This window comes from Pedobacter sp. BMA (assembly GCF_001027745.1).
Taxonomy (GTDB): domain Bacteria; phylum Bacteroidota; class Bacteroidia; order Sphingobacteriales; family Sphingobacteriaceae; genus Pedobacter.
On record NZ_LECU01000004.1, the window covers coordinates 192,271 to 213,889 of the forward strand.

Here is a 21,619-nt window from a genome sequence, read left to right on the forward strand (position 1 = left end):
CTTTTATTATAGCTATCATTATTAATCGAGGAGCAAAGTTTCATCATCATCATCAGTTAAACTGAGCTGAATGCTGTCGCTTCCGGCAATTCCCTCAATGGAGCCACGGATATGGGTGGCGTTGAGTAAAACTTTTTCCAGCTGCTTCTCGCGTGCTTTCCAAAGGCGCTCCATGGCATCGCGTTCGCGTTGAATAGATAGTTTCATGCTCATAAAACCTTCGCGGATGGCTTTCCATTGCTCGGAGAATTCTGCTCCTGTTAAATAGTCGTAAAGCATGTGCATTTTATCCCCACGGTTTTCCTGCGATTTCATGGCAGTCGATAGACGCAGAATACCATCACGCAACACGTATGCAACTGCGTTTACTTCTTCAAAAGAACAAATCCAAACGCCATCTTTCTGCCCAAAGCAATCCATGCCTTTGGGGTAACACTGACTAACAATTACAGCAACATCAACGCCCATGCTGCGCATGTCTTTTTTGAGTTTCTCAATCCAGTCGCCGCCAAAGTCTTTTGTGCGTTTGCTCTCGTAAATGATTTTTCCGCACTCCTGCCCAAACTGGTTGCGTACAACCTGCACACAATCTGCTCCGCGAACGCCCTTGCCTACTTCTTCTATTACGTCAAAGGGAAAATTACTGCGAAGCAGTTCTTCCAGAATTAGCTCCTGTACCTCTCCCTGCAACTGCATGCTGCCTTGCTCCGCTTTTCGCTTCATCTCCTCCGCCAGTTTTTTCTGGTCATCGAGCTGTTTTTCCAGTTCCTTTAAACGCAACTGGTGTTCTGTATCTTTTATGCTGTTTTTCTCGGCTTCCTGTTTTCGGATCTGTTCTACCAGTTCATTCCGTTGCTCCTGCATTTTACGTTGCATGGACAACTCAAGCTCCTGTTCTTTTAACAGTAAACTTTCTTCCCGTTTTAAAAACTGTAATTCTTTTTCGCGGGCAAGCCTTAACTTTTCTGCGTTGTCTTTGGCAGAACCTTCAAGCATTTGCAGTTTATTTTCATAATCTGAAGCGATACTTTTACGCAGATTCTCTTCTAAATCGCCTTTCAGCTTATTTTTTTCCTCAACAAGTCTGGCTTCAAAAGCTTTATGTTGCTGCTGTTTATCTGCTTCAAAAACCTGAAGTTTGCGCTGATACTCTTCGTCCTTCTGCCTGGCATAGGCAGCAGCCTTTTCTCTCAGCTCTTTTTTATAATCTTCAGCCATGGCTTCTTCCATTGGAAAAACATGGGAACAGTTCGGACATTTAATTTCAGTGGCCATAAATAGTGTTAGCTTCAGCAAAAAACTGAATTAAATACAAAGATATTAAAGCTTTTCAGGATTGCACAGACGAGTTTTGCACCTTTTACAAAACCTTCGAACGAACTTCATGTCCAACCGTTAAAAGTTTACTCACCGGGCATTTTGAAGCAATGTCTTCCAATCTTGTTTTTTGTTCATCGGTTAACTGGCCTGTACAGGTAATTTCTTCAAAAAAAACGGTTTCATTATTTTCTGTACCAATATTTACCTCAACCTCAATTTTATCAACCGGCCATTCTTTACGGTCGGCATACATTCTTAACGTAATGGCTACACATGATGCTAAAGAAGCCATCAAAAGGCCCTTGGGTGCAAATCCTTTGTGGGTGCCGCCTAATTCTACAGGCTCATCCACGATGATTTCATGTGAACCATTTGTAACTGAACAGGCATAGTGTTCTTTATTGATTGTTGCTTTTACCATTATCATTAATTTTTATAGTTCCAAATATTGTGGTTTATCGTCACATTTTGGGTAACATCCCTATCTTTTTTGAAATTCGGTAGATGTATAATAAAACTTTCTATCCCCCGGGTTGTTGCACTTATAAAATACAAGATCATGAAGTACAGAAAGTTAATCGGAAAATATTTAACGCAGAAGTCGGATAATAACGTTCAGGTTGCGCTTGCCCTGGTAGCAGGTTTAGCAGCAGGTGCAGTAATAAGTGTATTATTTGCGCCAGACAGCGGTAGTGGTACAAGAGGGAAAATAGCAAAAGGCGCCAGAAACCTTGGATATGGTTTTCAAGACAAATACAACCTTTTAAGAGAGAAGGTCTTTGGAGTTGAGGCTTTTGAGGAAGATATTGTAGCGCAGGAGATCCCTCATTTCAAGCATAAGGTAGCGAAAAAACCTAAATCGGATATTAAAGAGATTCTGGAGCATGCGCATGAAAATGGTCAGGTTCAGGAGGGTCAGGGATAAGATTGAAACATTTTTTTAATTTTACAGGATAATATCTTTAAATGATCTTTATCCTGTCTAAAATTTTAATGTTTCTCATCAAACCCATTATATGGGTAGTTGCACTTTTAATCTGGGCAGCATTATCGAAGAAACATAAGCAACAAATTCTTTATGCTGCTGTTGGTTTACTGCTCTTTTTTTCGAATGGGGCGCTGCTTGGCACGGTGATGAATGCCTATGAAGCGGGATATCCTGAGAGAAGGCATTACGATGTTGGCATTGTGCTGGGGGGCTTTTCGGGGCTTAACAAACGGAACAATAAAATTGCTTTTTCGGGAGCCGGCGACAGATTGTTTCAGGCCGTTTCGCTTTTTAAAAGTAACCAGATAGATAAAATATTAGTGGCCAGCGGTAGTGCGAACCTGTTAGATAACGAAGTCAAAGAAGCCGATCTCGTAATCAATTACTTAAAACTGATTGGTATACCTGACTCGGCTTTATTAGTTGAAAATCAAAGCAGGAATACTGTAGAAAATGCAAGAAACAGCATCGGGCTAATTGGGAAAGTAAAACCTGACGCGAAAATACTGGTGATTACAAGCGCATGGCATATCCCCCGGGCGAAGATGATTTTCGACAGGCAATCAAAACATAAAATCGAATACTATCCAACAAACTTTGCCGGACCGGATCAGATTGATTTTGCCGATTTCATTATACCTAGTGCCTCTGCGCTTGGTGGCTGGGAAATGCTATTCAAGGAGTGGATAGGACTGGCAGTAGACCGTTTACGAAGTTAATCCTTAGAATAGCTCACTATCCTTCAATAGCCTTCCAAAGCATGTCTTTTAATTCTAAGAGATTTTTTTGCGCTACCGACGATATAAAAATTGAAGGAACGGCAGGCAGATCCTGTTTCATTTCTGTCATCAGCTCTTCATCAAGCATATCAGATTTGGTAATGGCCAGCACATGAGGCTTCTGCATCAGCTCGGGATTATAGGATTGCAATTCACGTTTTAAAATTTCGTATTCTTCTTTTATGCTACGGCTGGTATCGGCAGGAACCATGAACAACAATACAGAATTACGTTCAATATGCCTTAAAAAGCGATATCCTAAACCCTTACCTTTCGAAGCACCTTCAATAATTCCGGGAATATCGGCCATTACGAAAGATTTGCCTCCACGGTAACTGACAATCCCCAAGTTGGGTACGATGGTGGTAAACGGATAATCTGCAATTTCGGGTTTTGCGGCAGAAACTACGGAAAGCAAGGTAGATTTGCCTGCATTCGGAAATCCTACCAGACCTACGTCAGCTAAAACTTTCAGTTCAAGGATATTCCAGATTTCTTTACCGGGTTCTCCTGGCTGTGCAAAACGAGGGGTTTGCTGTACTGAATTTTTGAAGTGGGCGTTCCCCAATCCGCCACGACCACCGGCAGTTAGCACTTTAGTTTCGCCATCTTTGGTGATTTCAAAAAGAACTTCACCGGTTTCGGCATCTTTGGCAATAGTGCCTAGCGGCACTTCGAGAATTTCATCCTCTCCCTGCTTACCCGATTTATGGGAACTTCCTCCGGCGCCACCATCCTGGGCAATAATGTGCTTGCGGTATTTTAAATGTAATAATGTCCAGATATGAATACTGCCTTTCACAATGATGTGACCGCCGCGACCGCCATCACCACCATCAGGTCCACCCATAGATGTTAAAATATCACGGTGTAAATGTGCAGAACCTGCCCCGCCCTTGCCAGAACGGCAACAAATCTTTACATAATCTACGAAATTCGAACCCTGAGACATATTACTTATTTATAAAATAAAAAATGGCGGAAAAAAATCTAAATCTTTTCCGCCATTAAACAAAAATTCAATTATTTAGAATTGATCGATTACAGCGCAAAGATCACTATAAACTTTTTCTATTTCACCAATTCCATTCACTTTTTTCAACTTCCCTTGCTCCTCATAATAAGGCAATACATGGATTGTTTTATCAAAGTATTCTGAAATACGTTTTTTCAACTTCTCCGCATCATCATCCGGACGGCCACTTACTTTGTGACGTTCAGCGATGCGTTTAGTCAGTTCGTCCTGATCTACATCCAGTGCAATTACGCCGGCGATGTTACTGCCTTTACGCTCTAAAAATAAATCAAGTTCTTTTGCCTGAGGAACAGTACGCGGAAAACCATCGAATACAAATCCTTTTGCTTCAGGGTTTTTATCTACTTCTTCTTCAAGCATTGCGATTGTAATGGCGTCAGGTACCAATTCACCATCAGCTAACAATTGACTAACTTTTTTTCCTAATTCTGTTTCGCCTTTAACGTGTGCTCTAAAAAGATCGCCTGTTGAAACATGTACTAACTGATATTTTTCGATCAGTTTTTCAGATTGGGTGCCTTTACCCGCCCCTGGAGGGCCAAAGAGAACTAAATTAAGCATTAACGTGGTTTAGGTTGTCTTTAAAATTAAAAAAGCCTTATTCCTATGGCTTTAACTAAATAGAAAATCACACAATGTGTTGCCTTTCAAGGCTGCAAATATATAATTATTAATTTAGATGAGTTTTATAATTGACAATTTATTTGAAAACCGGGCAGTTTTAAAGAAAAGAGAATCATAAACTGATTCTCTTTCCGTGTTTGCTTAAGGTATTAAATTTGATCGGCGTAACTGATCGAATAGCTGGTAAAATGCTTCTTCTGTATCCTTGAAAACCAGGAATCCAAGTTTTCTACTTTTCGACATGTCGGTCATGACTTCGATGGGTCTACCCAGATCAAGGTCGGTATGCCATGCAGAAGCCAGTCGTTTTAATTCTGTTTCTTTGAGATTGTATTTGCGTGCAATGCTTTTCCAGATTTCTCCATCATTGGCCATCTCTGTTTCGAGCGGTTTAATGGTACCTTCGAAACCAACCGCCGTTACCCCGAAATATGCGGCCAGCTTATTCCATAGCCTGCTCCAGCGGAACACATCGCCATTCACTACATTGAAAGCTTCATTTTTTGCTCTTTCGGTAGTTGAAGCCCAGATTAGTTGATCTGCCAGCACATTGACGTCGGTTACATCTGACAGGCCATTCCATTGTGCTGAAGAGCCAGGCCACCTGAACTGTCGCCCTGTTTCTTTACAAATGGTTGCATAAACAGCCAGCGTGGTACCGAGATTCATGGCATTACCAACGGCCTGGCCAATTACAGTGTGTGGCCTGTGAATACTCCAGGTGAAACCATCGCGCGCAGCAGCGGCATACACTTCATCTTCCTGGGCGTAATAGAAGTTTTCGATTTCTAATCGTGGATGTTCCTCCCTTAAAGGCGTTTCCGGCAGGAAACCATCCTGAGCATAGGCTTCAAAAGGGCCTAAATAATGTTTCAGTCCGGTTACCAATGCCACATGCTGTACAGATTGGTGCACCGACAAAACATCAAGCAGGTTACGGACCATCATGCTATTAACCCTGATGTTTTCTGCCTCGGTATCATTGCGCATCCAGGTGGTGATGTACACGTGAGTGGGTTTGATATCTGCCAGGCTATTTTTTAAGCCTTCAGGATCCAGGAGGTCGGCCGCAACAGGTTGCAGGCCCTCAATTTCCAGATTTGGTGTACGCGCTAACCCATAGGTATTCCATCCTTGTGAAATGAGTTTTATGGCCAGATTACTACCTGCGATACCACTTGCACCTACTACTAATGCTATTTTATCCATACTATTTTTACTTAATTGCCGCCCCTGCCTGAGCAGGTTGCCTTGTTAAAGATTTGTATACAAAAATAACGCAGCCAGTGCAGACGGCACTTGACCTGTGTCAACAAATACAGATGACATGGATCAATCGCCTATTAGATGAATGAAAACTTATATTTGCATAAAACATTTCAAAAATGATCAACGTACTCTTCAGTCACATTGAAGAAAAAGTTTCCCTTAGCAACGAAGACAAGGTGCTGATAGCCGGCTTCTTTTCGCCCAAGAAACTAAGAAAAAGACAGTACCTGTTGCAGGAAGGAGAGATTTGTAAAAATCTTGTTTTCGTGGCGAAAGGTTTACTCAGAACCTACAACATCGATGATAAGGGCAGCGAACACATGAGTATTTTTGGCTGGGAAGGATGGTGGCTATCAGATTTCAACAGTTTTCTTACCGGCCAGCCAGCAGTTTTTAACATTGATGCCATTGAGGATTCAGAATTGCTGACGCTTTCGAGAAATGATTATGAGGCCCTCACACTGGCTGTACCGATTATGGATCGTTACTTCAGAATTTTATACCAGAACAGCCTGGTAACGAAAGAACGCCGGTTGATGAGCACCATTACGCATAATGCAGAAGAACGTTATCTGCAATTGCTGGAGTCGAGCCCACAAATTACCGAAAGGATTCCACAAAACTTAATCGCTTCTTATCTGGGAATTGCTCCGGAAACACTGAGCAGGATTAAAAAAAACCTGCTTTCGAAAAACAGGTAATCAGGTTGATATCCCGATAAGCGGACAAACATGAAGCTAATACTAAAAAATCCCGCAGCCAATGGCAACCGGGATTCAAATTGTAATTAATTGGGGTTTGGAATCAATTAAAATCTGTAAAAAATACTTGCCTGAATATTATTGTTTTTAAATTCCCCCAATACCGCGCTGGGGTTCTCCATCACCTTTTCAATTCCGTAAATGTACCTGGCGCCTATGCCTAATCCCATCTTCGACTGAAAACCAATACCCCCAGCCACGCCGAAATCAACCTTCTTTGCGAAATCGGCATCTTGGAAACCTGCAATATCCTCTTTGACTTTTATACTCACCTGAGGACCTGCTTCTACAAACAGCCCGAAATTAGTCCTGTATTTTAAAAGGATGGGTACATTCACATACGAAAGTTTAATCTCCTGCGAACCCAACGGACCTGCAAGCACTTTTGCCCCTTGCTGTGAATAGAGGAATTCTTCCTGAATCAGGAAATTATTGGTCACTTTAAAAGCAATGGTTGCTCCGGCATGGAAGCCTGCAAGGGGATCAGTACTAAAACCTGCATCTCCGAAGTCACTGTAATTTCCACCTGCCTTTATCCCAAATTCAAGTTTCTGGGATAGTTTTTTCATGAAACCCTGGCTATATCCTTTGCTGGATAGTAAGATGCAAAATGCTGAAAATAATAATAGCTTTTTCATAAATTGTTTTTCTAATCTAATTATCTGGGTTGAATGCCCCTGTTGTTTATTTGACACAAATGTGTTGGTTAAAACAAGTTTAGAAAAGGAAAAACCCAGTGAAGCGGACAAAATTAAACCGGAAATGTACTTAAGCTGGATCGAAAAAATCCATCAAGATTATTCGTTTGCCAGCCATTTTAGAAAAAGCGGCGCCTTAACTTTACTTACGTATATCCGTTCATCTAAAGCCACCCTCAGATTAATTGAAAGTTTTCTGGTGAAGAAACTGGACACATCGAGAATGGCTTTCCTACAAACAAGAAACTGACGATTGGCCCTAAAGAACGTAGAGCCACAAGCCCTTTCCATCTCATCAAGGGTTTTATTGGGATAGTAGATTTTTCCTGAAAAAGTAAGCAAATGCAAAACTTCATGCGAGAGATAAAAAAGGGCTATTTCTTCTATCGCTATGGGAATAATTTTATCCTGATGGTATACCAGCACCGAAGAACTCTGTTGAGCCGCAGAACTGGACATAAGTTGAAGAAGCGCCTCCATCTGAGGAGTCTGTGCAGATGAAAAACGTTGCTTCAGCTGATTATATTTTTGCAATGCTGCACTCAGTGTATTGGAAGAAAAAGGTTTTAAAATATAGTCTATTCCGTTAGCCTTAAAAGCATCCAGTGCATACTCATCGTATGCAGTACAGAAAATTACCGGCACGTCTGTTTGACAGGCGATAAATATTTCAAAACTCAATCCATCACCCAACTGAATATCACTAAAGATTAAATCAGGTGGTGGAAAATTTGAAAAATAGGCTATTCCATCTTTTACTGAGCCAATCTTATCGATATCGACCGGCCCAGGCAGCAGTATCCGGAAACTTTTTTCCAAATCTTCGGCAACTAAAAGCTCATCTTCAATTATGACTATCTTCATTTTTTAAAAGTTTAATACTTACTGAAAATACTCCACCATCATTTTTAATCAGAATTTCATCTCCCGAATAGAGCTGATAACGCTCAGCAAGGTTCGCCAGACCGGAATTTGTTGATGAAATGTTGACCCATTTCTTTTGCAAATTATTGCTGATCACCAGCCAATCACCCACTTTTTTTATGTGTACAATCAGTGGGCTGGATGGTGTGAAATTATTATGCTTAAGAGCGTTTTCTAATAAGGGTTGAAGGGAAAGTGAAGGTAAAAAAAAGTGCTCCTTATCGTGCTCATCAATTTCGATGGTGCATTGAAGCGCCTGCCCAAAACGAATCCGCTGCATTTCGAGATAGCTGTTCAGAAATTCCAGTTCCTGGTTCAAAGTAGAAAGGTTAGTGTATTGCTTCGAGATAGCGGTCCTGAGGAAAGAAGCCATATGAACAATGTAGTCATCTGCGCTTAAAGGATTTTTGTGGTAAAGCGCTTTCAGTGTATTGAGGGCGTTAAAGAGAAAGTGTGGTTGAATCTGCTGTTTCAGAAGCAGGTTCTTGGCTTCTGCGTTCGAAGCGCGAAGCTTCTCTACCTCCAAATCTGCCTGAAGGCGATGTTCATAAAGAAGTACCGAATCGTGCATGATCAAGACCATTGAGTTCATTAAAATTCCGGAAGCAACGAATGCCAGAAACAAATTAATACTCCAGATTTCCTTCTGGTAATGGGCCAGGTAAGCGCATAATGGCCATAGCAGGAGATAAACCAAAATACTGACCGGATAAGTCACCAATACTCTATAAAGGGTAAAAAGCCTTGATTTTATTGAAAAGCTTCTACCCAAAAATACCATTACCGATACATCCACGTGTCCTATCAGGGCAATTGCCAGGAATGAAAGTAATGTATATGGATATAAAGATGTCCTTGGGCCATTGTTAAAATAGATCACATAAAAAATCAACCCAATAATGGCTGCCAGCAACCAGCTTAGCCGGTTTAGGCGTTTAACGTTCAGTTTTAGCACCATAGTTACAAACTTAATAATGATTGGCAACCATTACAATTCAAAAGAGGTGAAGAGGACAAAATCGAAGCCCAAGAGGACAAAGCGACTGAAATCAGCCTATTAAGGGCAAAACAATTGAGTTAGAAAAAATCTGTAATGGAGTCTAGCACTTAACTTTCATCTCCCGAATATGACCGTTTAGAAGCTATTATGTCCGCCACGGCGACATTTGTCTTTCATAGAATCATAGCCACCAATACCTTTGGGTTCTAAATAAATACTTAAATCTTAAAATTATGAACAGAGAAATTATTCTTGGGCTAAATATCTTACTTGGCCTTACACTCCTTTCCTTTTCATCCAAGAAAGCCGTTCCTGTAGAAGCTGTCGTAAATGTGAACGGCATCCGAACTACTAAAGGAAACCTGATTATTCAAATCTATAGGGATGAATTGTCTTATGAAAACGAACAGCCATACAAACAGCTCATTTTCAAGAAAAACGAAATCGAGAGTGGATCTACAACGGTCAAGTTTTCAATAGAATCAGGTGTGTATGGATTTACACTGGTGGATGATGAAAATGCCAACGGAAGGATTGATAAAAATTTCATCGGGGTGCCCAAAGAGGGTTTTGGATTTTCAAACTTTTTTATGGAAAAACTAAAGAAACCTAAATTCGGGCAATTTCAGATCAACGTCAATAAAACGAAAAACATAGGTATAAAAGTTAAATATATCTAGCCGGTGTTTGAACACTTATAAAAAACATAAATATGAAAACATCGAAAATCACACATCAAGCGTTTATTGCTATCGCGCTCTTATTTTCCGCTACATTTTATTCTTGTAAAAAAAACAATATAGATGACACAGGGCAGTTTAATCTTAAAGTTGTAAATGCTTCGGCTACATCCACGCCGCAGAGTTTTACCCTCGCAGGAAATATACTGGTACCGGGCGGATTAAAATATCAGGATGCAACTGATTACATTAGCAGTCCGTCAGGAACGAGACTGGTTGCTGAGTTTAAGAATGCAAATGGTTCAGTGTATGCTTCGGGGGAGATATTTACTGCCAATACCATATCCCAAACAGTTTATCTGGTTGGCCAGGGTAGCAAAACGAGAATCAAATATTTTACGGACAATCTGAGCGCGCCCAATTCCGGAAAGGTAAAGATAAAATTCATCCATTTTAGTGACAACGCGCCCGCTAATATCAGAATCAAAGATTCAAGTGGCGGAGAATTGCAAAACAACATCACCAGAAATGAAGATACGGGATATAAATTTGTCGACCCGGGCACTCTGTCTATCCAATTGAGTAGTACCTCTTCAGGTGATTCCCTTGGAGCCTTCAACATTTCCGGCCTTCAGTCGGGAAAAATTTACGACTTCTACTTTACAGATGCTGCCGACGGAAGACTAACCATCAATCAGGTTCTGCACAATTAATTGCAGAACAGCGAAGACCAGCCTAACGTTTGTGAGGCTGGCCTTCGCTGTTCTGATACTTCAGCACCCTCATTAGTTCATTTTTTATCCTATCCTGTTAATGGCTCGATTGATCCTTGAGATAATCACCCTGAGCGGAGGACGCAAAACCCTGGCCATTACTCGAAGCACTCTCGTCCAACACATCGGTTACCATTCCCTCTGTTCCCATCGCTGCTGATCCCATTTTGGAGGGTAAGGCGACTAATATGAAATTAACCTATGCTAAAAATGGATATTATTGAGAAGATTTTTGCAGTTCGTATAGACCACCGTTCTCTTCTAACTTCCGCTGCGTACTTATATTTTTAAACCGGAGTAGAACCCATGTTATAACCAATTAAGAACCCAGTTAACTATTAACATGGTAATGCCATTTGCAAACACCTGAAGTAGCTTGAAGATTGAGAGATATAAATCAATCTTTTATCAGTTTGATACGTTGGAAAAGCAGGAGTATATAGATTTGGTGTTCGACTCGAACCTCTATTATGAAAACGGCATCTATCGAACACCTACGATAATGAACCTTCTATCAATTAATTATTTTAGAATGAGAGATTTAGGAGTGATGATTGTGAATAAAAAAGGGATGATTTAACAATCATCCCCTTAAGTGCACTTGTAGGGATTCGAACCCCAAACCTTCTCATCCGTAGTGAGATGCTCTATCCAATTGAGCTACAAATGCATTTCCGTATCGTTAACGGACTGCAAAGGTATAAACTGAGTTTTAAATTTCCAATTAAATTTTAAAAAAAATGACAGTTTTTATTTCGCAGTACACAAGTTAATTGGCCAGAACCTCGTTAATCTGCTTGAAGTCAGGCAATTCTTTTGCGTCTTCTAAAACTTCTGCATAAATAATTTTTCCTTCTTCATCAATCACGAAAGCGGCTCTTTTAGAAACACCCTTTAATCCGAACACGAATTCTGGATATAAAGCATCATAAACTTCAGATACATCTTTATTGAAATCAGATAACAGTGGGAACTGATAATTCTGTACTTCTTTAAATTTAGCCAGAGAAAATGGAGAATCGACAGAAATACCTAAAACCTGTGCATTGATACCTTCGTAATAACTGAAATTATCGCGCATGGTGCATAGCTGCTCCGTGCAGGTTCCTGTAAAGGCCATTGGAAAGAAGTGTATAATTACTTTTTTACCTTTGAAGGCAGATAACGAAACTTCAGTTAAATCTGAACTGTATAATTTAAAATCCGGGGCCTGATCGCCAATTTGTAGTGACATATATTATTATTAATTGCTTTATTATTAAACCTGCTGCCTGCCTTTCATTTGGTCATCGAGCATCTTCAACCCCTCTTCGAAACTATGCGGACTATAGCCTAAATCAGCAACCGCCTTATCCAGCACAAAACCTGTTCGCATCGGGCGCGTGGCAGATTGATTTAAAGTCTGCGAGCTGACTTCTGTAACGATTGAATGATCCAGAGTCCAATAATCGGCAACTTTTCGCACAATATCAGCAATACTCATGTAATCTTTACCCGAGATGTGGTAAACCCCTCCGGCGCTTTGTTCTGCAGCCAGCAGGCATGCTTCGGCCAGATCTTCAGCTAATGTGGGCATGCGCCACTGGTCGTTTACCACATTTACAGGCAGTCTTTTTTCCAAAGCACCTTTTGCCCAAAGCACGATATTGCTCCTGCTCATATCATTTGTAATTCCATAAACGAGAATCGTTCTGATGATTGTCCAGTGAATGTTAGACTTTTTAAGCGCCTGTTCAGCTAAAACTTTCGACTCACCATAATAGCTGAGCGGATTGACTTGATCATTTTCTTTATATGGACCAGCATCGCCATCGAACACGAAATCGGTACTTAGATGTATCAGCTGTATATTGTTGGCTTCGCAAACCGATATTAATGTATTAACGGCCACAACATTTAACTGATAACAGCTTTCCTGATTGGCCTGAGCGGTATCGACGTTTGTCATCGCAGCGGTATGGATGATGGCATCGGGCTGATAAAGTGTTATAACATCTTTTACCTGTTCAGGATTTAAAATATCCATTTCAGCATACTGATACCCTGAACTGGAAGGAAAGCGATTTTTACCTTTGGATGTGGCGACAAGCTTAACTCTTCCCCCGGCTATAACTTTTTCGGTTATTTTCTGCCCGAGTAAACCATTGCTTCCGGTTACCAAAATTGTTTTCAAAAAATTAAAATTTAAGTATGATGAAATGGTTAATTGTAATAGCTTTGTGACGAGATAATTCTCTCATATAGTATAGCCAAATATAATCATGAAGTTAACACTCCTCTCATTTTTTTTACTTTTAAGCCTGGCAGGGTCAGCCCAGGAAACTTCATCTGCCGATACAGGCATGAAGCGAAATAGTGTCTATGCCGAATTACTTGGGAATGGTGGTGTTTATTCCATTAACTACGACAGGATTTTTCAATTAAACAATCATTTAAAAATTGCGCCAAGGGTTGGTTTCTCTACGCTCCAAAATGTAATTATTGTCCCGGTTGAAGCGAACTTATTGATCAGCGGGAGCAGGACTTCTAAAAATTTCTTTGAAGGTGGTTTGGGCGTAACGATATTAAAGCCCCTTAGTGGTTTTTCCGGTCAGCTGCTCACCATTAATGGTTACGATTATGATTTCAAAAATGAAGCGGTTAATACTCCGCTTATTGTGAGGGCAGGCTTCAGGCATCAAAAACCAACGGGAGGATTAATGTATAGAACAGGATTGTTGTTATTCACCGGTGAAGATTCGTTGCTGACTTTAGGCATTGGAATTGGTTACACTTTTTAATTCCGAATAATGTGTTTTAAATGCTTTAGAAACTAAAATTTTAAGGGTGTTTTTTGAGGCTAAACCACCACATAAAATCCCCTTAAAAAAACTTATAATATATATTTAAAATTTACTAATAATAACTTAACTTTGCCAACCGAATTGAGCCCCCTTTAAACAGCTTTAATTCATTGACTATAATAAATATACTCACAACAGATATGCCTAACTTAGGAAAAATAGCACAAATTATCGGCCCTGTGGTTGACGTTAGCTTTGCTAATGATGCCCATCTACCTAAAATTTTCGATGCGTTAGAGATAACGAAAGAAAATGGACAAAAAATTGTTTTAGAAGTTCAACAACACTTAGGTGAGGATCGCGTTCGTGCAATCTCGATGGACTCTACAGACGGTTTAGTTCGTGGAATGGACGTAGTTGACACTGGTGCTGCGATAAAAATGCCAGTTGGCGACCAGATTAAAGGTCGTTTATTTAATGTAGTTGGAGAAGCGATTGACGGTATCAACGCAGTTGATAAAACAGACGGTCGCCCTATCCACGCAACTCCTCCTAAGTTCGAAGATTTATCTACTGAAACTGAAGTACTTTTTACAGGTATTAAAGTAATCGATTTATTAGAGCCTTATGCAAAAGGTGGTAAAATTGGTTTATTCGGCGGTGCTGGTGTAGGTAAAACGGTATTAATCATGGAGCTGGTAAACAACATCGCCAAAGCTTATGCTGGTTTATCAGTATTTGCGGGTGTTGGTGAGCGTACTCGTGAGGGTAACGATTTACTTCGTGAGTTTATCGAGTCAGGTGTAATCAACTATGGTGACGATTTCTTACACTCAATGGAAAAAGGTGGATGGGATTTGAAAGCAGTTGATACTGAAAAATTAAAAGAATCAAAAGCAACATTGGTTTTTGGTCAGATGAACGAGCCTCCTGGTGCACGTGCACGTGTAGCACTATCAGGATTAACGGTTGCAGAATATTTCCGTGACGGTGATGGCGAAGGCGCTGGAAAAGACATCCTTTTCTTCGTTGATAATATCTTCCGTTTTACTCAGGCAGGTTCTGAAGTGTCGGCTTTATTAGGTCGTATGCCGTCAGCAGTAGGTTACCAACCAACACTGGCAACTGAAATGGGTTTAATGCAGGAGCGTATTACTTCAACCAAACGTGGATCAATTACATCAGTACAGGCAGTTTATGTTCCTGCGGATGATTTAACTGACCCTGCACCGGCAACAACATTTGCCCACTTAGATGCAACTACTGTACTTTCGCGAAAAATTGCTGAGTTAGGTATTTACCCTGCGGTAGATCCGTTGGATTCTACTTCACGTATCCTTTCTCCTGCTGTTTTGGGTGATGAGCACTATAATACTGCACAACGTGTGAAAGAAACTCTACAACGTTATAAAGAATTACAGGATATCATTGCGATCTTAGGTATGGACGAATTATCTGAGGAAGATAAATTGGTGGTATCAAGAGCTCGTCGTGTACAACGTTTCTTATCTCAACCATTCCACGTGGCTGAACAATTTACAGGCTTAAAAGGTGTATTGGTTGACATTAAAGATACCATCAAAGGATTTAACATGATCATGGATGGTGAGGTTGATGAGTATCCTGAAGCTGCATTTAACTTAGTTGGTAGCATTGAAGATGCAATCGAAAAAGGTAAAAAATTATTAGCAGAAGCGAACTAGTATTGAGATTTGAGTATCATGTATCAAGGTTGAAAATGTAATCCTGATACTTGATACCAGCTACTTGATACTGAAATCTAAAAAGAATGAATTTAGAAATATTAACTCCAGATAAAAAAGTTTTCGAGGGTGAAGTAACAGCAGTTACGGTTCCTGGTACTTTAGGTTCGTTTCAGATCTTAAAAGACCACGCCCCTATCATCTCTACTTTAGAAGATGGAGAAGTTATTATCAAAGCAGGAAAAGCTGATGAACAACGCCTGTTTATTAAAGGTGGTGTAGTTGAAGCCATTCATAACAAGATTGTTGTTTTAGCAGAAGGTATTGCTTAAAATAAATAAAAGACTAATAATAAGCCTTTTCGATTAATTTCGGAAAGGCTTTTTTGTTTACCAACCTGCTGAATGTATTAGCAATTTATCAAAAAGGAGGAGAGTGTAGTGTTGAAGGAAATGTTCGTGGCCAGCTATAGCGATTGTGTGAGAACAGGATAGGCATCACACCGATTAAAAGGTATATCCATGACGTAATGATTCAGCGCCAAAAAACAGCCATAATTTTAAATTTTCAGTCCCGGAATCGGATTTCAGGAAGAAAAACATAAAATTTACAATGCACGCATAACAAACATACCGTATACCGTTTTGATATTTGGTCTACGGCTATCGGCATTAAATCACTAATTCCACTCTCAATAAGAATATAATTCTGAATGTAATCACAAAAAACAAATAATGTTCTTATTTCACTTTTTTCTGATTTCTCTTGCATATTAATGAACCAAAAACTAAATTGGTATTTATAAAGCAACGAGAAATAATGACAATTCAAAACAACACTTTTTTAAACAACACTTCTGCAATTGCGGCTGGAAATGTTGTGTTGTTGTCTGTCATTATCCTGAACCTACTACTCCTGATTTTATGGGGCAAACAGCGGACGCAATTTAAATAGATATTAAAAAACTAAATATACCTAAAGCGTCCTGATACAAACAGGACGCTTTTTTTAAATAACAAAACAGTGTATTATGAAATACTATAATTCTAATACGATTATTTATCTTGACGGACGGTTTGAAAAAGCGGTTGATAGCAGCACGGATTTATATGGCCAGTCATTACATTACGGATACGCTGCGTTTGAAGGTATAAGGGCGTATAAAACCCATAACGGAAACCGGATATTCAAAGCTGCTGCGCATTTTGATCGCTTAGAGCGTTCTTGTCAGCTGGCCAACATCCCATTCCCATGGGACAAACAGGAACTGATTAAGGAAACTTATAAGCTGCTCACATTAAATAAGCTTAAAGATGCCTATATCCGCCCACTGGTATTTTGTCACCCAAATATGAAATTGAATGAGCCAAGTGGTGTTTCCATTCTAATCTGTGCCTGGGACTGGGATGCCTATTCAGGAAATAAGCTGTTGAAGTTAACCATTTCAGACTACGAAAGGCCAAATCCTAAATCTGTTCCGATGGAGGCTAAATTAAGCGGAAGCTATGTGAATTCCATTTTGGCAACTACCGCAGCCAACATTAAAGGTTACGATGAGGCATTGCTTTTAGACATGCATGGATTTGTGGCAGAAGCATCTGGCGCGAATATCTTTATTGAAAAAGACGGAAAATTATATACGCCATCATTAGGCAACATACTGCCAGGCATTACAAGGGCTACGGTAAAAGAATTGTGTACGATACTGGATATCGAGTGCATTGAGAAAAAACTGACAGTAGAAGATTTAAGGCAAGCCGACAGTGCTTTCTTATGTGGAACGGCCACTGAAATTGCAGGGATTGCATCGATTGATGATATTATCTTTCGCTCTCTATGGCGGGAATCCATTGGTTACACCATTCAACGGGCTTACAAAAACCTGGTGCTTGAAAAGGTGAACTATGAAGTGATTATTTAGTATCAGAAAAAATTATCAGTTACTGAGCGGCGAGAATCAGAAGAAGGATTACACAGTCAATAACAACAACTAACAGAACCAGAATATACATTTTAAACAATGAGCGAATTAAACAAGTACAGTAAGACATTTACACAAGACCCTACTCAACCCGCCGCGCAAGCGATGCTTTACGGAATTGGATTAACTGATGCAGATATGGCAAAAGCACAGGTTGGTATTGCAAGTATGGGTTACGATGGCAACACCTGCAACATGCACCTTAACGACCTTGCAAAAGACGTTAAAGCGGGGGTCTGGAAAAATGATTTAGTTGGCTTGGTTTTTAACACCATTGGCGTAAGTGATGGAATGAGCAACGGTACTGATGGTATGCGCTATTCGTTGGTAAGCCGTGATGTAATTGCAGATAGTATTGAAACTATCTGCGGCGGACAATATTATGATGGGATTATCTCTATTCCCGGCTGTGATAAAAATATGCCCGGAGCCATTATGGCGATGGCCAGATTAGACCGTCCATCGATTATGGTTTACGGCGGTACAATTGCTCCCGGACATTACAAAGGAGAAGAATTAAACATTGTTTCGGCTTTCGAAGCATTGGGGCAGAAAATCTGTGGTAATTTATCTGAGGAAGATTATCAGGGGATTATTAAACATACCTGTCCGGGCGCCGGCGCCTGTGGTGGTATGTACACCGCCAACACAATGGCATCGGCAATTGAGGCTTTGGGTATGAGTTTACCCTACTCCTCTTCGAATCCTGCCGTAAGTCCGGAGAAAAAACAAGAGTGTTTAGACGCCGGCAAATACATCAAAGTTTTATTAGAGAAAGATATTAAGCCCTCTGATATCATGACGAGAAAAGCATTTGAGAATGCTATTCGTTCGATTATTATATTAGGCGGAAGTACCAATGCGGTGCTGCACTTCATCGCGATGGGTAAAGCAATCGGTGTTGAAATTACACAGGATGATTTTCAGCGGATGAGTGATGTAACACCTGTTTTAGCTGATTTTAAACCAAGCGGAAAATATTTAATGCAGGATTTACACCAATATGGAGGTATTCCGGCAGTATTGAAATTTTTATTGAACGAAGGTTTATTACATGGCGATTGCTTAACCGTAACCGGAAAAACAGTTGCTGAAAACCTGGCTGATGTGAAATCGATTATGGATTACGATCAGAAAATTGTTCAAAAATTAAGTGAACCGATCAAAGCAACGGGTCACTTGCAAATTCTTTATGGAAATTTAGCAGAGAAAGGTTCTGTTGCGAAAATCAGCGGTAAGGAAGGTGAAAAATTTGAAGGCCCTGCGCGGGTATTTGATGGTGAGCATGATTTGATTGCCGGTATTTCAAGCGGTCGTGTTCAACCCGGCGATGTAATTGTAATCAAAAACTCTGGCCCTGTTGGTGCACCAGGTATGCCAGAAATGTTAAAGCCAACCTCCGCTATTATCGGTGCAGGTTTAGGAAAATCAGTTGCCTTGATTACTGATGGACGTTTCTCGGGTGGTACTCACGGTTTTGTAGTAGGGCATATCACTCCAGAATCTTATAAAGGCGGCTTAATTGGTTTGGTTGAAGACAATGATCCTATTTTAATCGATGCGGTTAACAACATCATCAGCTTACAGGTAAGCGAAGAAGTGATTGCAGAGCGCAGAGCGAAATATGTTCAGCCAGCACTAAAAGTTTCTAAAGGCGTTTTGTATAAATATGCTAAAACGGTATCAGACGCTGCAAGCGGCTGTGTAACCGATGAATATTAGTGTACCAATGTGATTTTTAGATATGAAGTCACAACTTAAAAAGTCATATTAGGAAATTAATCCATCATCGCAAATTGTGATGATATGAAAAGGGATGATCGGGAGCGGATTGGGTTTAATATAAAAGAATAAGGAACCGCAAAAATATAACTATGGAAACTGCACAAGATACAATTCAAGCGGAGGCACAAGCAGAAACCTCTAAAACATTATTCAAGGGAACTGGTTCACAGGTTCTTTTGAATGGATTAATTGAAGAAGGAGTAACCACCATCTTCGGTTATCCTGGCGGTGCAATCATGCCGATTTACGATGCATTATACGATTATGCAGACAAATTAGAGCACATTTTGGTTCGCCATGAGCAAGGTGGTATTCATGCTGCACAGGGCTTTGCACGTACAAGTGGTAAAGTAGGTGTTTGTTTTGCTACCAGTGGGCCTGGTGCAACGAATCTGGTTACAGGTTTAGCTGATGCACAAATCGACAGCACGCCTTTGGTTTGTATCACTGGTCAGGTTTTTGCCCACTTGCTGGGTACCGATGCCTTCCAGGAAACTGATGTCATTAATATTACCACACCAGTAACCAAATGGAATTATCAGGTGACAGATGCTAAAGAAATCCCTGAGGTTTTAGCCAAGGCCTTCTACATTGCCAAAAGCGGTAGACCGGGTCCGGTTTTAATTGATATCACAAAAAATGCGCAGCTACAGGTTGAGGAATTTCCTGAATATGTTAAGTGTAACCATATCCGCTCCTATCGCCCGAAACCAAAGGTTAGGGTAGAATATATTCAGCAAGCTGCAGAATTAATCAATTCTGCAAAAAAACCTTTCGTATTATTCGGACAAGGTGTTGTTTTAGGCAGCGCTGAACAGGAATTCAAAAATTTTATAGAAAAAAGTGGTATTCCAGCTGCCTGGACAATTATGGGTGATGGTGCCATACCAACTTCACACCCCCTAAACGTGGGTATGCTCGGCATGCATGGTAACTATGGCCCAAATGTATTAACCAACGAGTGTGATGTTTTAATTGCGATCGGGATGCGTTTCGATGACCGTGTTACCGGTCGTTTAGACAAATACGCAAAACAGGCGAAAGTGATTCACCTGGATATTGACCCCGCCGAAATTGATAAAAATGTTAAGGCAGATGTCGGCGTATGGGGAGATTGCAAAGAAACACTTCCATTGCTAACCAATCTGGTTAATGCCGCTACGCACGAGGATTGGCTTGCCAAATTCAGAGATTACAATCAGCAGGAAATTGATCAGGTGATTACACCGGAACTTTATCCTGAAGGTGATGAAATGACCATGGGCGAAGTGTTACGCAACATTAACGAAATCTGCGGCGGCGATGCTGTAGTTGTTACTGATGTTGGTCAGCACCAGATGGTAGCCTGCCGTTATGCCAAATTTAATAATACCCGTAGCAATATTACTTCGGGTGGATTAGGCACAATGGGTTTTGGTTTGCCTGCAGCAATTGGTGCCAAATACGGAGCGCCTGATAAAACTGTTATCGCGATCATTGGTGACGGCGGTTTCCAAATGACCCCGCAGGAATTAGGCACAATTATGCAGTTTGGTGCGGCTGTTAAAATTCTGATTTTAAATAACCGTTTCTTAGGCATGGTTCGCCAGTGGCAGCAGTTGTTCCATGATAAACGTTACTCTTTTGTTAACATCACAAGTCCTGATTTCGTCGCTTTAGCAAAATCTTACTATATCGAAGCAAGTAAAGTTGATGAACGTGCTAATTTGAGAAATGCATTAGAAACGATGATCAACCACGAAGGTTCTTATTTACTCGAGGTGATGGTAGGCAGAGAAAACAATGTTTTTCCAATGGTTCCTCAGGGAATGAGCGTAAGCGAGATCAGGTTGAAGTAAGCTGAAAGATTAAAGCCAAAAGAAATTATCATGAGTACTGAAAACACATTAGAACATAAAATAGCAAAAGCCGATTTCGAAGGTAAGCAGGAATATACCATTACGGTATATGCTGAAAACCGCATTGGTTTATTAAACAGAATCGCGATTATCTTTTCAAAAAGAAAAATCAATATCGAGAGTTTAAATACCTCTCCATCAGAAATTGATGGCATCCACCGTTTCAACATCGTTATAACCGAAAGTTACGATGTGGTGAGAAAATTGGCCCGCCAGATCGAGAAGCAGGTTGAGGTTTTAAAGGTATATTTCAACACCAACGAGGAAATTATCTGGCAGGAACTTGCCCTCTACAAAGTATCGACAGACGAAATTGCTGAAAAAGTTACTGTAGAGCGCTTACTGAGACAGTATGGTGCCAGTGCCGTAGTGATCCGTAAAGATTATACGGTGTTTGCAGTTACCGGACACAGAGAAGAAACAGATGCATTGGTTAAAGCGCTTGAGCCATATGAACTGATAGAATTTGTTCGCTCAGCAAGAGTGGCCATTATTAAAGATAGTGCAGGTTTCCACGAAAAACTAAAAGAATTTGAAGCTTTTGAACCAGGAGAAGAACTTATAGAAAATGAGTTTTTAGACAAAGGCGAGAAGATTTTTACAATGTAAGCAAACAG

At 40.4% G+C, this 21,619-nt stretch carries 23 protein-coding genes and 1 tRNA gene; 12 read left to right on the plus strand and 12 right to left on the minus strand.

What is annotated here, in order from left to right:
* Positions 1-21: 21 nt before the first annotated feature.
* Together AB669_RS07110 and AB669_RS07115 are read right to left on the minus strand one after the other, a co-directional pair.
* Complete coding sequence (locus AB669_RS07110; RefSeq protein WP_047798615.1) at positions 22-1,275, minus strand: DUF2130 domain-containing protein; 1,254 nt, start codon at positions 1,273-1,275, stop codon at positions 22-24.
* 85 nt (positions 1,276-1,360) lie between these two features.
* Positions 1,361-1,741, minus strand: coding sequence for an OsmC family protein (locus AB669_RS07115; protein ID WP_231582641.1), 381 nt, complete (start codon positions 1,739-1,741; stop codon positions 1,361-1,363).
* Positions 1,742-1,879: 138 nt separating this feature from the next.
* On the opposite strand from AB669_RS07115, the gene AB669_RS21480 reads away from it, so the two are divergent.
* Complete coding sequence (locus AB669_RS21480; RefSeq protein WP_053058321.1) at positions 1,880-2,245, plus strand: YtxH domain-containing protein; 366 nt, start codon at positions 1,880-1,882, stop codon at positions 2,243-2,245.
* A 68-nt stretch (positions 2,246-2,313) separates the two neighbouring features.
* Positions 2,314-3,027, plus strand: coding sequence for a YdcF family protein (locus tag AB669_RS07125; protein ID WP_197082375.1), 714 nt, complete (start codon positions 2,314-2,316; stop codon positions 3,025-3,027).
* A gap of 16 nt (positions 3,028-3,043) precedes the next feature.
* On the opposite strand, the gene obgE is transcribed toward AB669_RS07125, so the two are convergent.
* The 3 genes from obgE to AB669_RS07140 form a co-directional block, all read right to left on the minus strand.
* A complete protein-coding gene (gene obgE / locus AB669_RS07130; protein ID WP_047798618.1) occupies positions 3,044-4,039 on the minus strand; it encodes a GTPase ObgE in 996 nt (331 codons plus the stop codon).
* Positions 4,040-4,114: 75 nt separating this feature from the next.
* Entirely contained in the window at positions 4,115-4,684 is a 570-nt protein-coding gene (locus AB669_RS07135) for an adenylate kinase (RefSeq protein ID WP_047798619.1), read from the minus strand.
* 204 nt (positions 4,685-4,888) lie between these two features.
* On the minus strand, positions 4,889-5,956 hold the full coding sequence (locus tag AB669_RS07140; protein ID WP_047798620.1) for an SDR family oxidoreductase: 1,068 nt from the start codon (positions 5,954-5,956) through the stop codon (positions 4,889-4,891).
* Between the two features lie 176 nt (positions 5,957-6,132).
* Between AB669_RS07140 and AB669_RS07145 the strand changes: the two genes are divergently transcribed.
* Positions 6,133-6,717, plus strand: a complete 585-nt coding sequence (locus tag AB669_RS07145) for a Crp/Fnr family transcriptional regulator (protein ID WP_047798621.1) — start codon at positions 6,133-6,135, stop codon at positions 6,715-6,717.
* A gap of 107 nt (positions 6,718-6,824) precedes the next feature.
* Here AB669_RS07145 and AB669_RS07150 read toward each other — a convergent pair whose 3' ends face one another.
* The 3 genes from AB669_RS07150 to AB669_RS07160 all read right to left on the minus strand — a co-directional run bounded on the left by AB669_RS07150 (position 6,825) and on the right by AB669_RS07160 (position 9,357).
* On the minus strand, positions 6,825-7,346 hold the full coding sequence (locus AB669_RS07150; protein ID WP_231582642.1) for a porin family protein: 522 nt from the start codon (positions 7,344-7,346) through the stop codon (positions 6,825-6,827).
* 228 nt (positions 7,347-7,574) lie between these two features.
* Complete coding sequence (locus AB669_RS07155) at positions 7,575-8,339, minus strand: LytTR family DNA-binding domain-containing protein (protein WP_047798622.1); 765 nt, start codon at positions 8,337-8,339, stop codon at positions 7,575-7,577.
* Positions 8,320-9,357 (minus strand): sensor histidine kinase, encoded by a 1,038-nt coding sequence (locus AB669_RS07160; RefSeq protein WP_047798623.1) that lies wholly within the window; start codon positions 9,355-9,357, stop codon positions 8,320-8,322. Before AB669_RS07160 ends, AB669_RS07155 begins: the two co-directional genes overlap by 20 nt.
* 275 nt (positions 9,358-9,632) lie before the next feature.
* Here AB669_RS07160 and AB669_RS07165 point away from each other — a divergent pair, with 275 nt between their 5' ends.
* Positions 9,633-10,079: a DUF2141 domain-containing protein gene (locus AB669_RS07165; protein ID WP_047798624.1), complete on the plus strand. Its 447-nt coding sequence runs from the start codon at positions 9,633-9,635 to the stop codon at positions 10,077-10,079.
* A gap of 32 nt (positions 10,080-10,111) precedes the next feature.
* Positions 10,112-10,792 (plus strand): DUF4397 domain-containing protein, encoded by a 681-nt coding sequence (locus AB669_RS07170; protein WP_047798625.1) that lies wholly within the window; start codon positions 10,112-10,114, stop codon positions 10,790-10,792.
* A gap of 97 nt (positions 10,793-10,889) precedes the next feature.
* Here AB669_RS07170 and AB669_RS22465 read toward each other — a convergent pair whose 3' ends face one another.
* The 4 genes from AB669_RS22465 to AB669_RS07190 form a co-directional block, all read right to left on the minus strand.
* Positions 10,890-11,018, minus strand: a complete 129-nt coding sequence (locus AB669_RS22465) for a hypothetical protein (RefSeq protein WP_255352145.1) — start codon at positions 11,016-11,018, stop codon at positions 10,890-10,892.
* Positions 11,019-11,448: 430 nt separating this feature from the next.
* Positions 11,449-11,522 (minus strand) — tRNA-Arg (locus AB669_RS07180).
* 99 nt (positions 11,523-11,621) lie between these two features.
* Entirely contained in the window at positions 11,622-12,086 is a 465-nt protein-coding gene (locus AB669_RS07185) for a redoxin domain-containing protein (protein ID WP_047798627.1), read from the minus strand.
* Between the two features lie 24 nt (positions 12,087-12,110).
* Entirely contained in the window at positions 12,111-13,025 is a 915-nt protein-coding gene (locus AB669_RS07190) for an NAD(P)-dependent oxidoreductase (RefSeq protein WP_047798628.1), read from the minus strand.
* 88 nt (positions 13,026-13,113) lie between these two features.
* Between AB669_RS07190 and AB669_RS21485 the strand changes: the two genes are divergently transcribed.
* The 7 genes from AB669_RS21485 to ilvN all read left to right on the plus strand — a co-directional run bounded on the left by AB669_RS21485 (position 13,114) and on the right by ilvN (position 21,611).
* Positions 13,114-13,632, plus strand: coding sequence for a hypothetical protein (locus tag AB669_RS21485; protein WP_053058322.1), 519 nt, complete (start codon positions 13,114-13,116; stop codon positions 13,630-13,632).
* 203 nt (positions 13,633-13,835) lie between these two features.
* The gene (atpD, locus tag AB669_RS07200) at positions 13,836-15,338 is read left to right on the plus strand and encodes a F0F1 ATP synthase subunit beta (protein WP_047798629.1); all 1,503 of its coding nucleotides are present in this window, start codon (positions 13,836-13,838) and stop codon (positions 15,336-15,338) included.
* An 86-nt stretch (positions 15,339-15,424) separates the two neighbouring features.
* Positions 15,425-15,670, plus strand: coding sequence for an ATP synthase F1 subunit epsilon (gene atpC / locus AB669_RS07205; protein WP_047798630.1), 246 nt, complete (start codon positions 15,425-15,427; stop codon positions 15,668-15,670).
* A gap of 698 nt (positions 15,671-16,368) precedes the next feature.
* Positions 16,369-17,259, plus strand: coding sequence for a branched-chain-amino-acid transaminase (ilvE, locus tag AB669_RS07210; protein WP_047798631.1), 891 nt, complete (start codon positions 16,369-16,371; stop codon positions 17,257-17,259).
* Between the two features lie 99 nt (positions 17,260-17,358).
* Positions 17,359-19,041, plus strand: coding sequence for a dihydroxy-acid dehydratase (gene ilvD, locus AB669_RS07215; protein ID WP_047798632.1), 1,683 nt, complete (start codon positions 17,359-17,361; stop codon positions 19,039-19,041).
* Between the two features lie 152 nt (positions 19,042-19,193).
* Positions 19,194-20,942, plus strand: coding sequence for a biosynthetic-type acetolactate synthase large subunit (gene ilvB, locus AB669_RS07220; protein ID WP_047798633.1), 1,749 nt, complete (start codon positions 19,194-19,196; stop codon positions 20,940-20,942).
* A gap of 30 nt (positions 20,943-20,972) precedes the next feature.
* On the plus strand, positions 20,973-21,611 hold the full coding sequence (gene ilvN / locus AB669_RS07225; protein ID WP_047798634.1) for an acetolactate synthase small subunit: 639 nt from the start codon (positions 20,973-20,975) through the stop codon (positions 21,609-21,611).
* Positions 21,612-21,619: the final 8 nt, after the last annotated feature.

Excerpts from the sequence above, each read along its gene's own strand:
- AB669_RS07110 (WP_047798615.1), bottom strand. The coding sequence starts at position 1,275 with ATGGCCACTGAAATTAAATGTCCGAACTGTTCCCATGTTTTTCCAATG.
- AB669_RS07115 (WP_231582641.1), bottom strand. The coding sequence starts at position 1,741 with ATGGTAAAAGCAACAATCAATAAAGAACACTATGCCTGTTCAGTTACA.
- AB669_RS21480 (WP_053058321.1), top strand. The coding sequence starts at position 1,880 with ATGAAGTACAGAAAGTTAATCGGAAAATATTTAACGCAGAAGTCGGAT.
- AB669_RS07125 (WP_197082375.1), top strand. The coding sequence starts at position 2,314 with ATGTTTCTCATCAAACCCATTATATGGGTAGTTGCACTTTTAATCTGG.
- obgE (WP_047798618.1), bottom strand. The coding sequence starts at position 4,039 with ATGTCTCAGGGTTCGAATTTCGTAGATTATGTAAAGATTTGTTGCCGT.
- AB669_RS07135 (WP_047798619.1), bottom strand. The coding sequence starts at position 4,684 with ATGCTTAATTTAGTTCTCTTTGGCCCTCCAGGGGCGGGTAAAGGCACC.
- AB669_RS07140 (WP_047798620.1), bottom strand. The coding sequence starts at position 5,956 with ATGGATAAAATAGCATTAGTAGTAGGTGCAAGTGGTATCGCAGGTAGT.
- AB669_RS07145 (WP_047798621.1), top strand. The coding sequence starts at position 6,133 with ATGATCAACGTACTCTTCAGTCACATTGAAGAAAAAGTTTCCCTTAGC.
- AB669_RS07150 (WP_231582642.1), bottom strand. The coding sequence starts at position 7,346 with ATGAAAAAACTATCCCAGAAACTTGAATTTGGGATAAAGGCAGGTGGA.
- AB669_RS07155 (WP_047798622.1), bottom strand. The coding sequence starts at position 8,339 with ATGAAGATAGTCATAATTGAAGATGAGCTTTTAGTTGCCGAAGATTTG.
- AB669_RS07160 (WP_047798623.1), bottom strand. The coding sequence starts at position 9,357 with ATGGTGCTAAAACTGAACGTTAAACGCCTAAACCGGCTAAGCTGGTTG.
- AB669_RS07165 (WP_047798624.1), top strand. The coding sequence starts at position 9,633 with ATGAACAGAGAAATTATTCTTGGGCTAAATATCTTACTTGGCCTTACA.
- AB669_RS07170 (WP_047798625.1), top strand. The coding sequence starts at position 10,112 with ATGAAAACATCGAAAATCACACATCAAGCGTTTATTGCTATCGCGCTC.
- AB669_RS22465 (WP_255352145.1), bottom strand. The coding sequence starts at position 11,018 with ATGGGATCAGCAGCGATGGGAACAGAGGGAATGGTAACCGATGTGTTG.
- AB669_RS07185 (WP_047798627.1), bottom strand. The coding sequence starts at position 12,086 with ATGTCACTACAAATTGGCGATCAGGCCCCGGATTTTAAATTATACAGT.
- AB669_RS21485 (WP_053058322.1), top strand. The coding sequence starts at position 13,114 with ATGAAGTTAACACTCCTCTCATTTTTTTTACTTTTAAGCCTGGCAGGG.
- atpD (WP_047798629.1), top strand. The coding sequence starts at position 13,836 with ATGCCTAACTTAGGAAAAATAGCACAAATTATCGGCCCTGTGGTTGAC.
- atpC (WP_047798630.1), top strand. The coding sequence starts at position 15,425 with ATGAATTTAGAAATATTAACTCCAGATAAAAAAGTTTTCGAGGGTGAA.
- ilvE (WP_047798631.1), top strand. The coding sequence starts at position 16,369 with ATGAAATACTATAATTCTAATACGATTATTTATCTTGACGGACGGTTT.
- ilvD (WP_047798632.1), top strand. The coding sequence starts at position 17,359 with ATGAGCGAATTAAACAAGTACAGTAAGACATTTACACAAGACCCTACT.
- ilvB (WP_047798633.1), top strand. The coding sequence starts at position 19,194 with ATGGAAACTGCACAAGATACAATTCAAGCGGAGGCACAAGCAGAAACC.
- ilvN (WP_047798634.1), top strand. The coding sequence starts at position 20,973 with ATGAGTACTGAAAACACATTAGAACATAAAATAGCAAAAGCCGATTTC.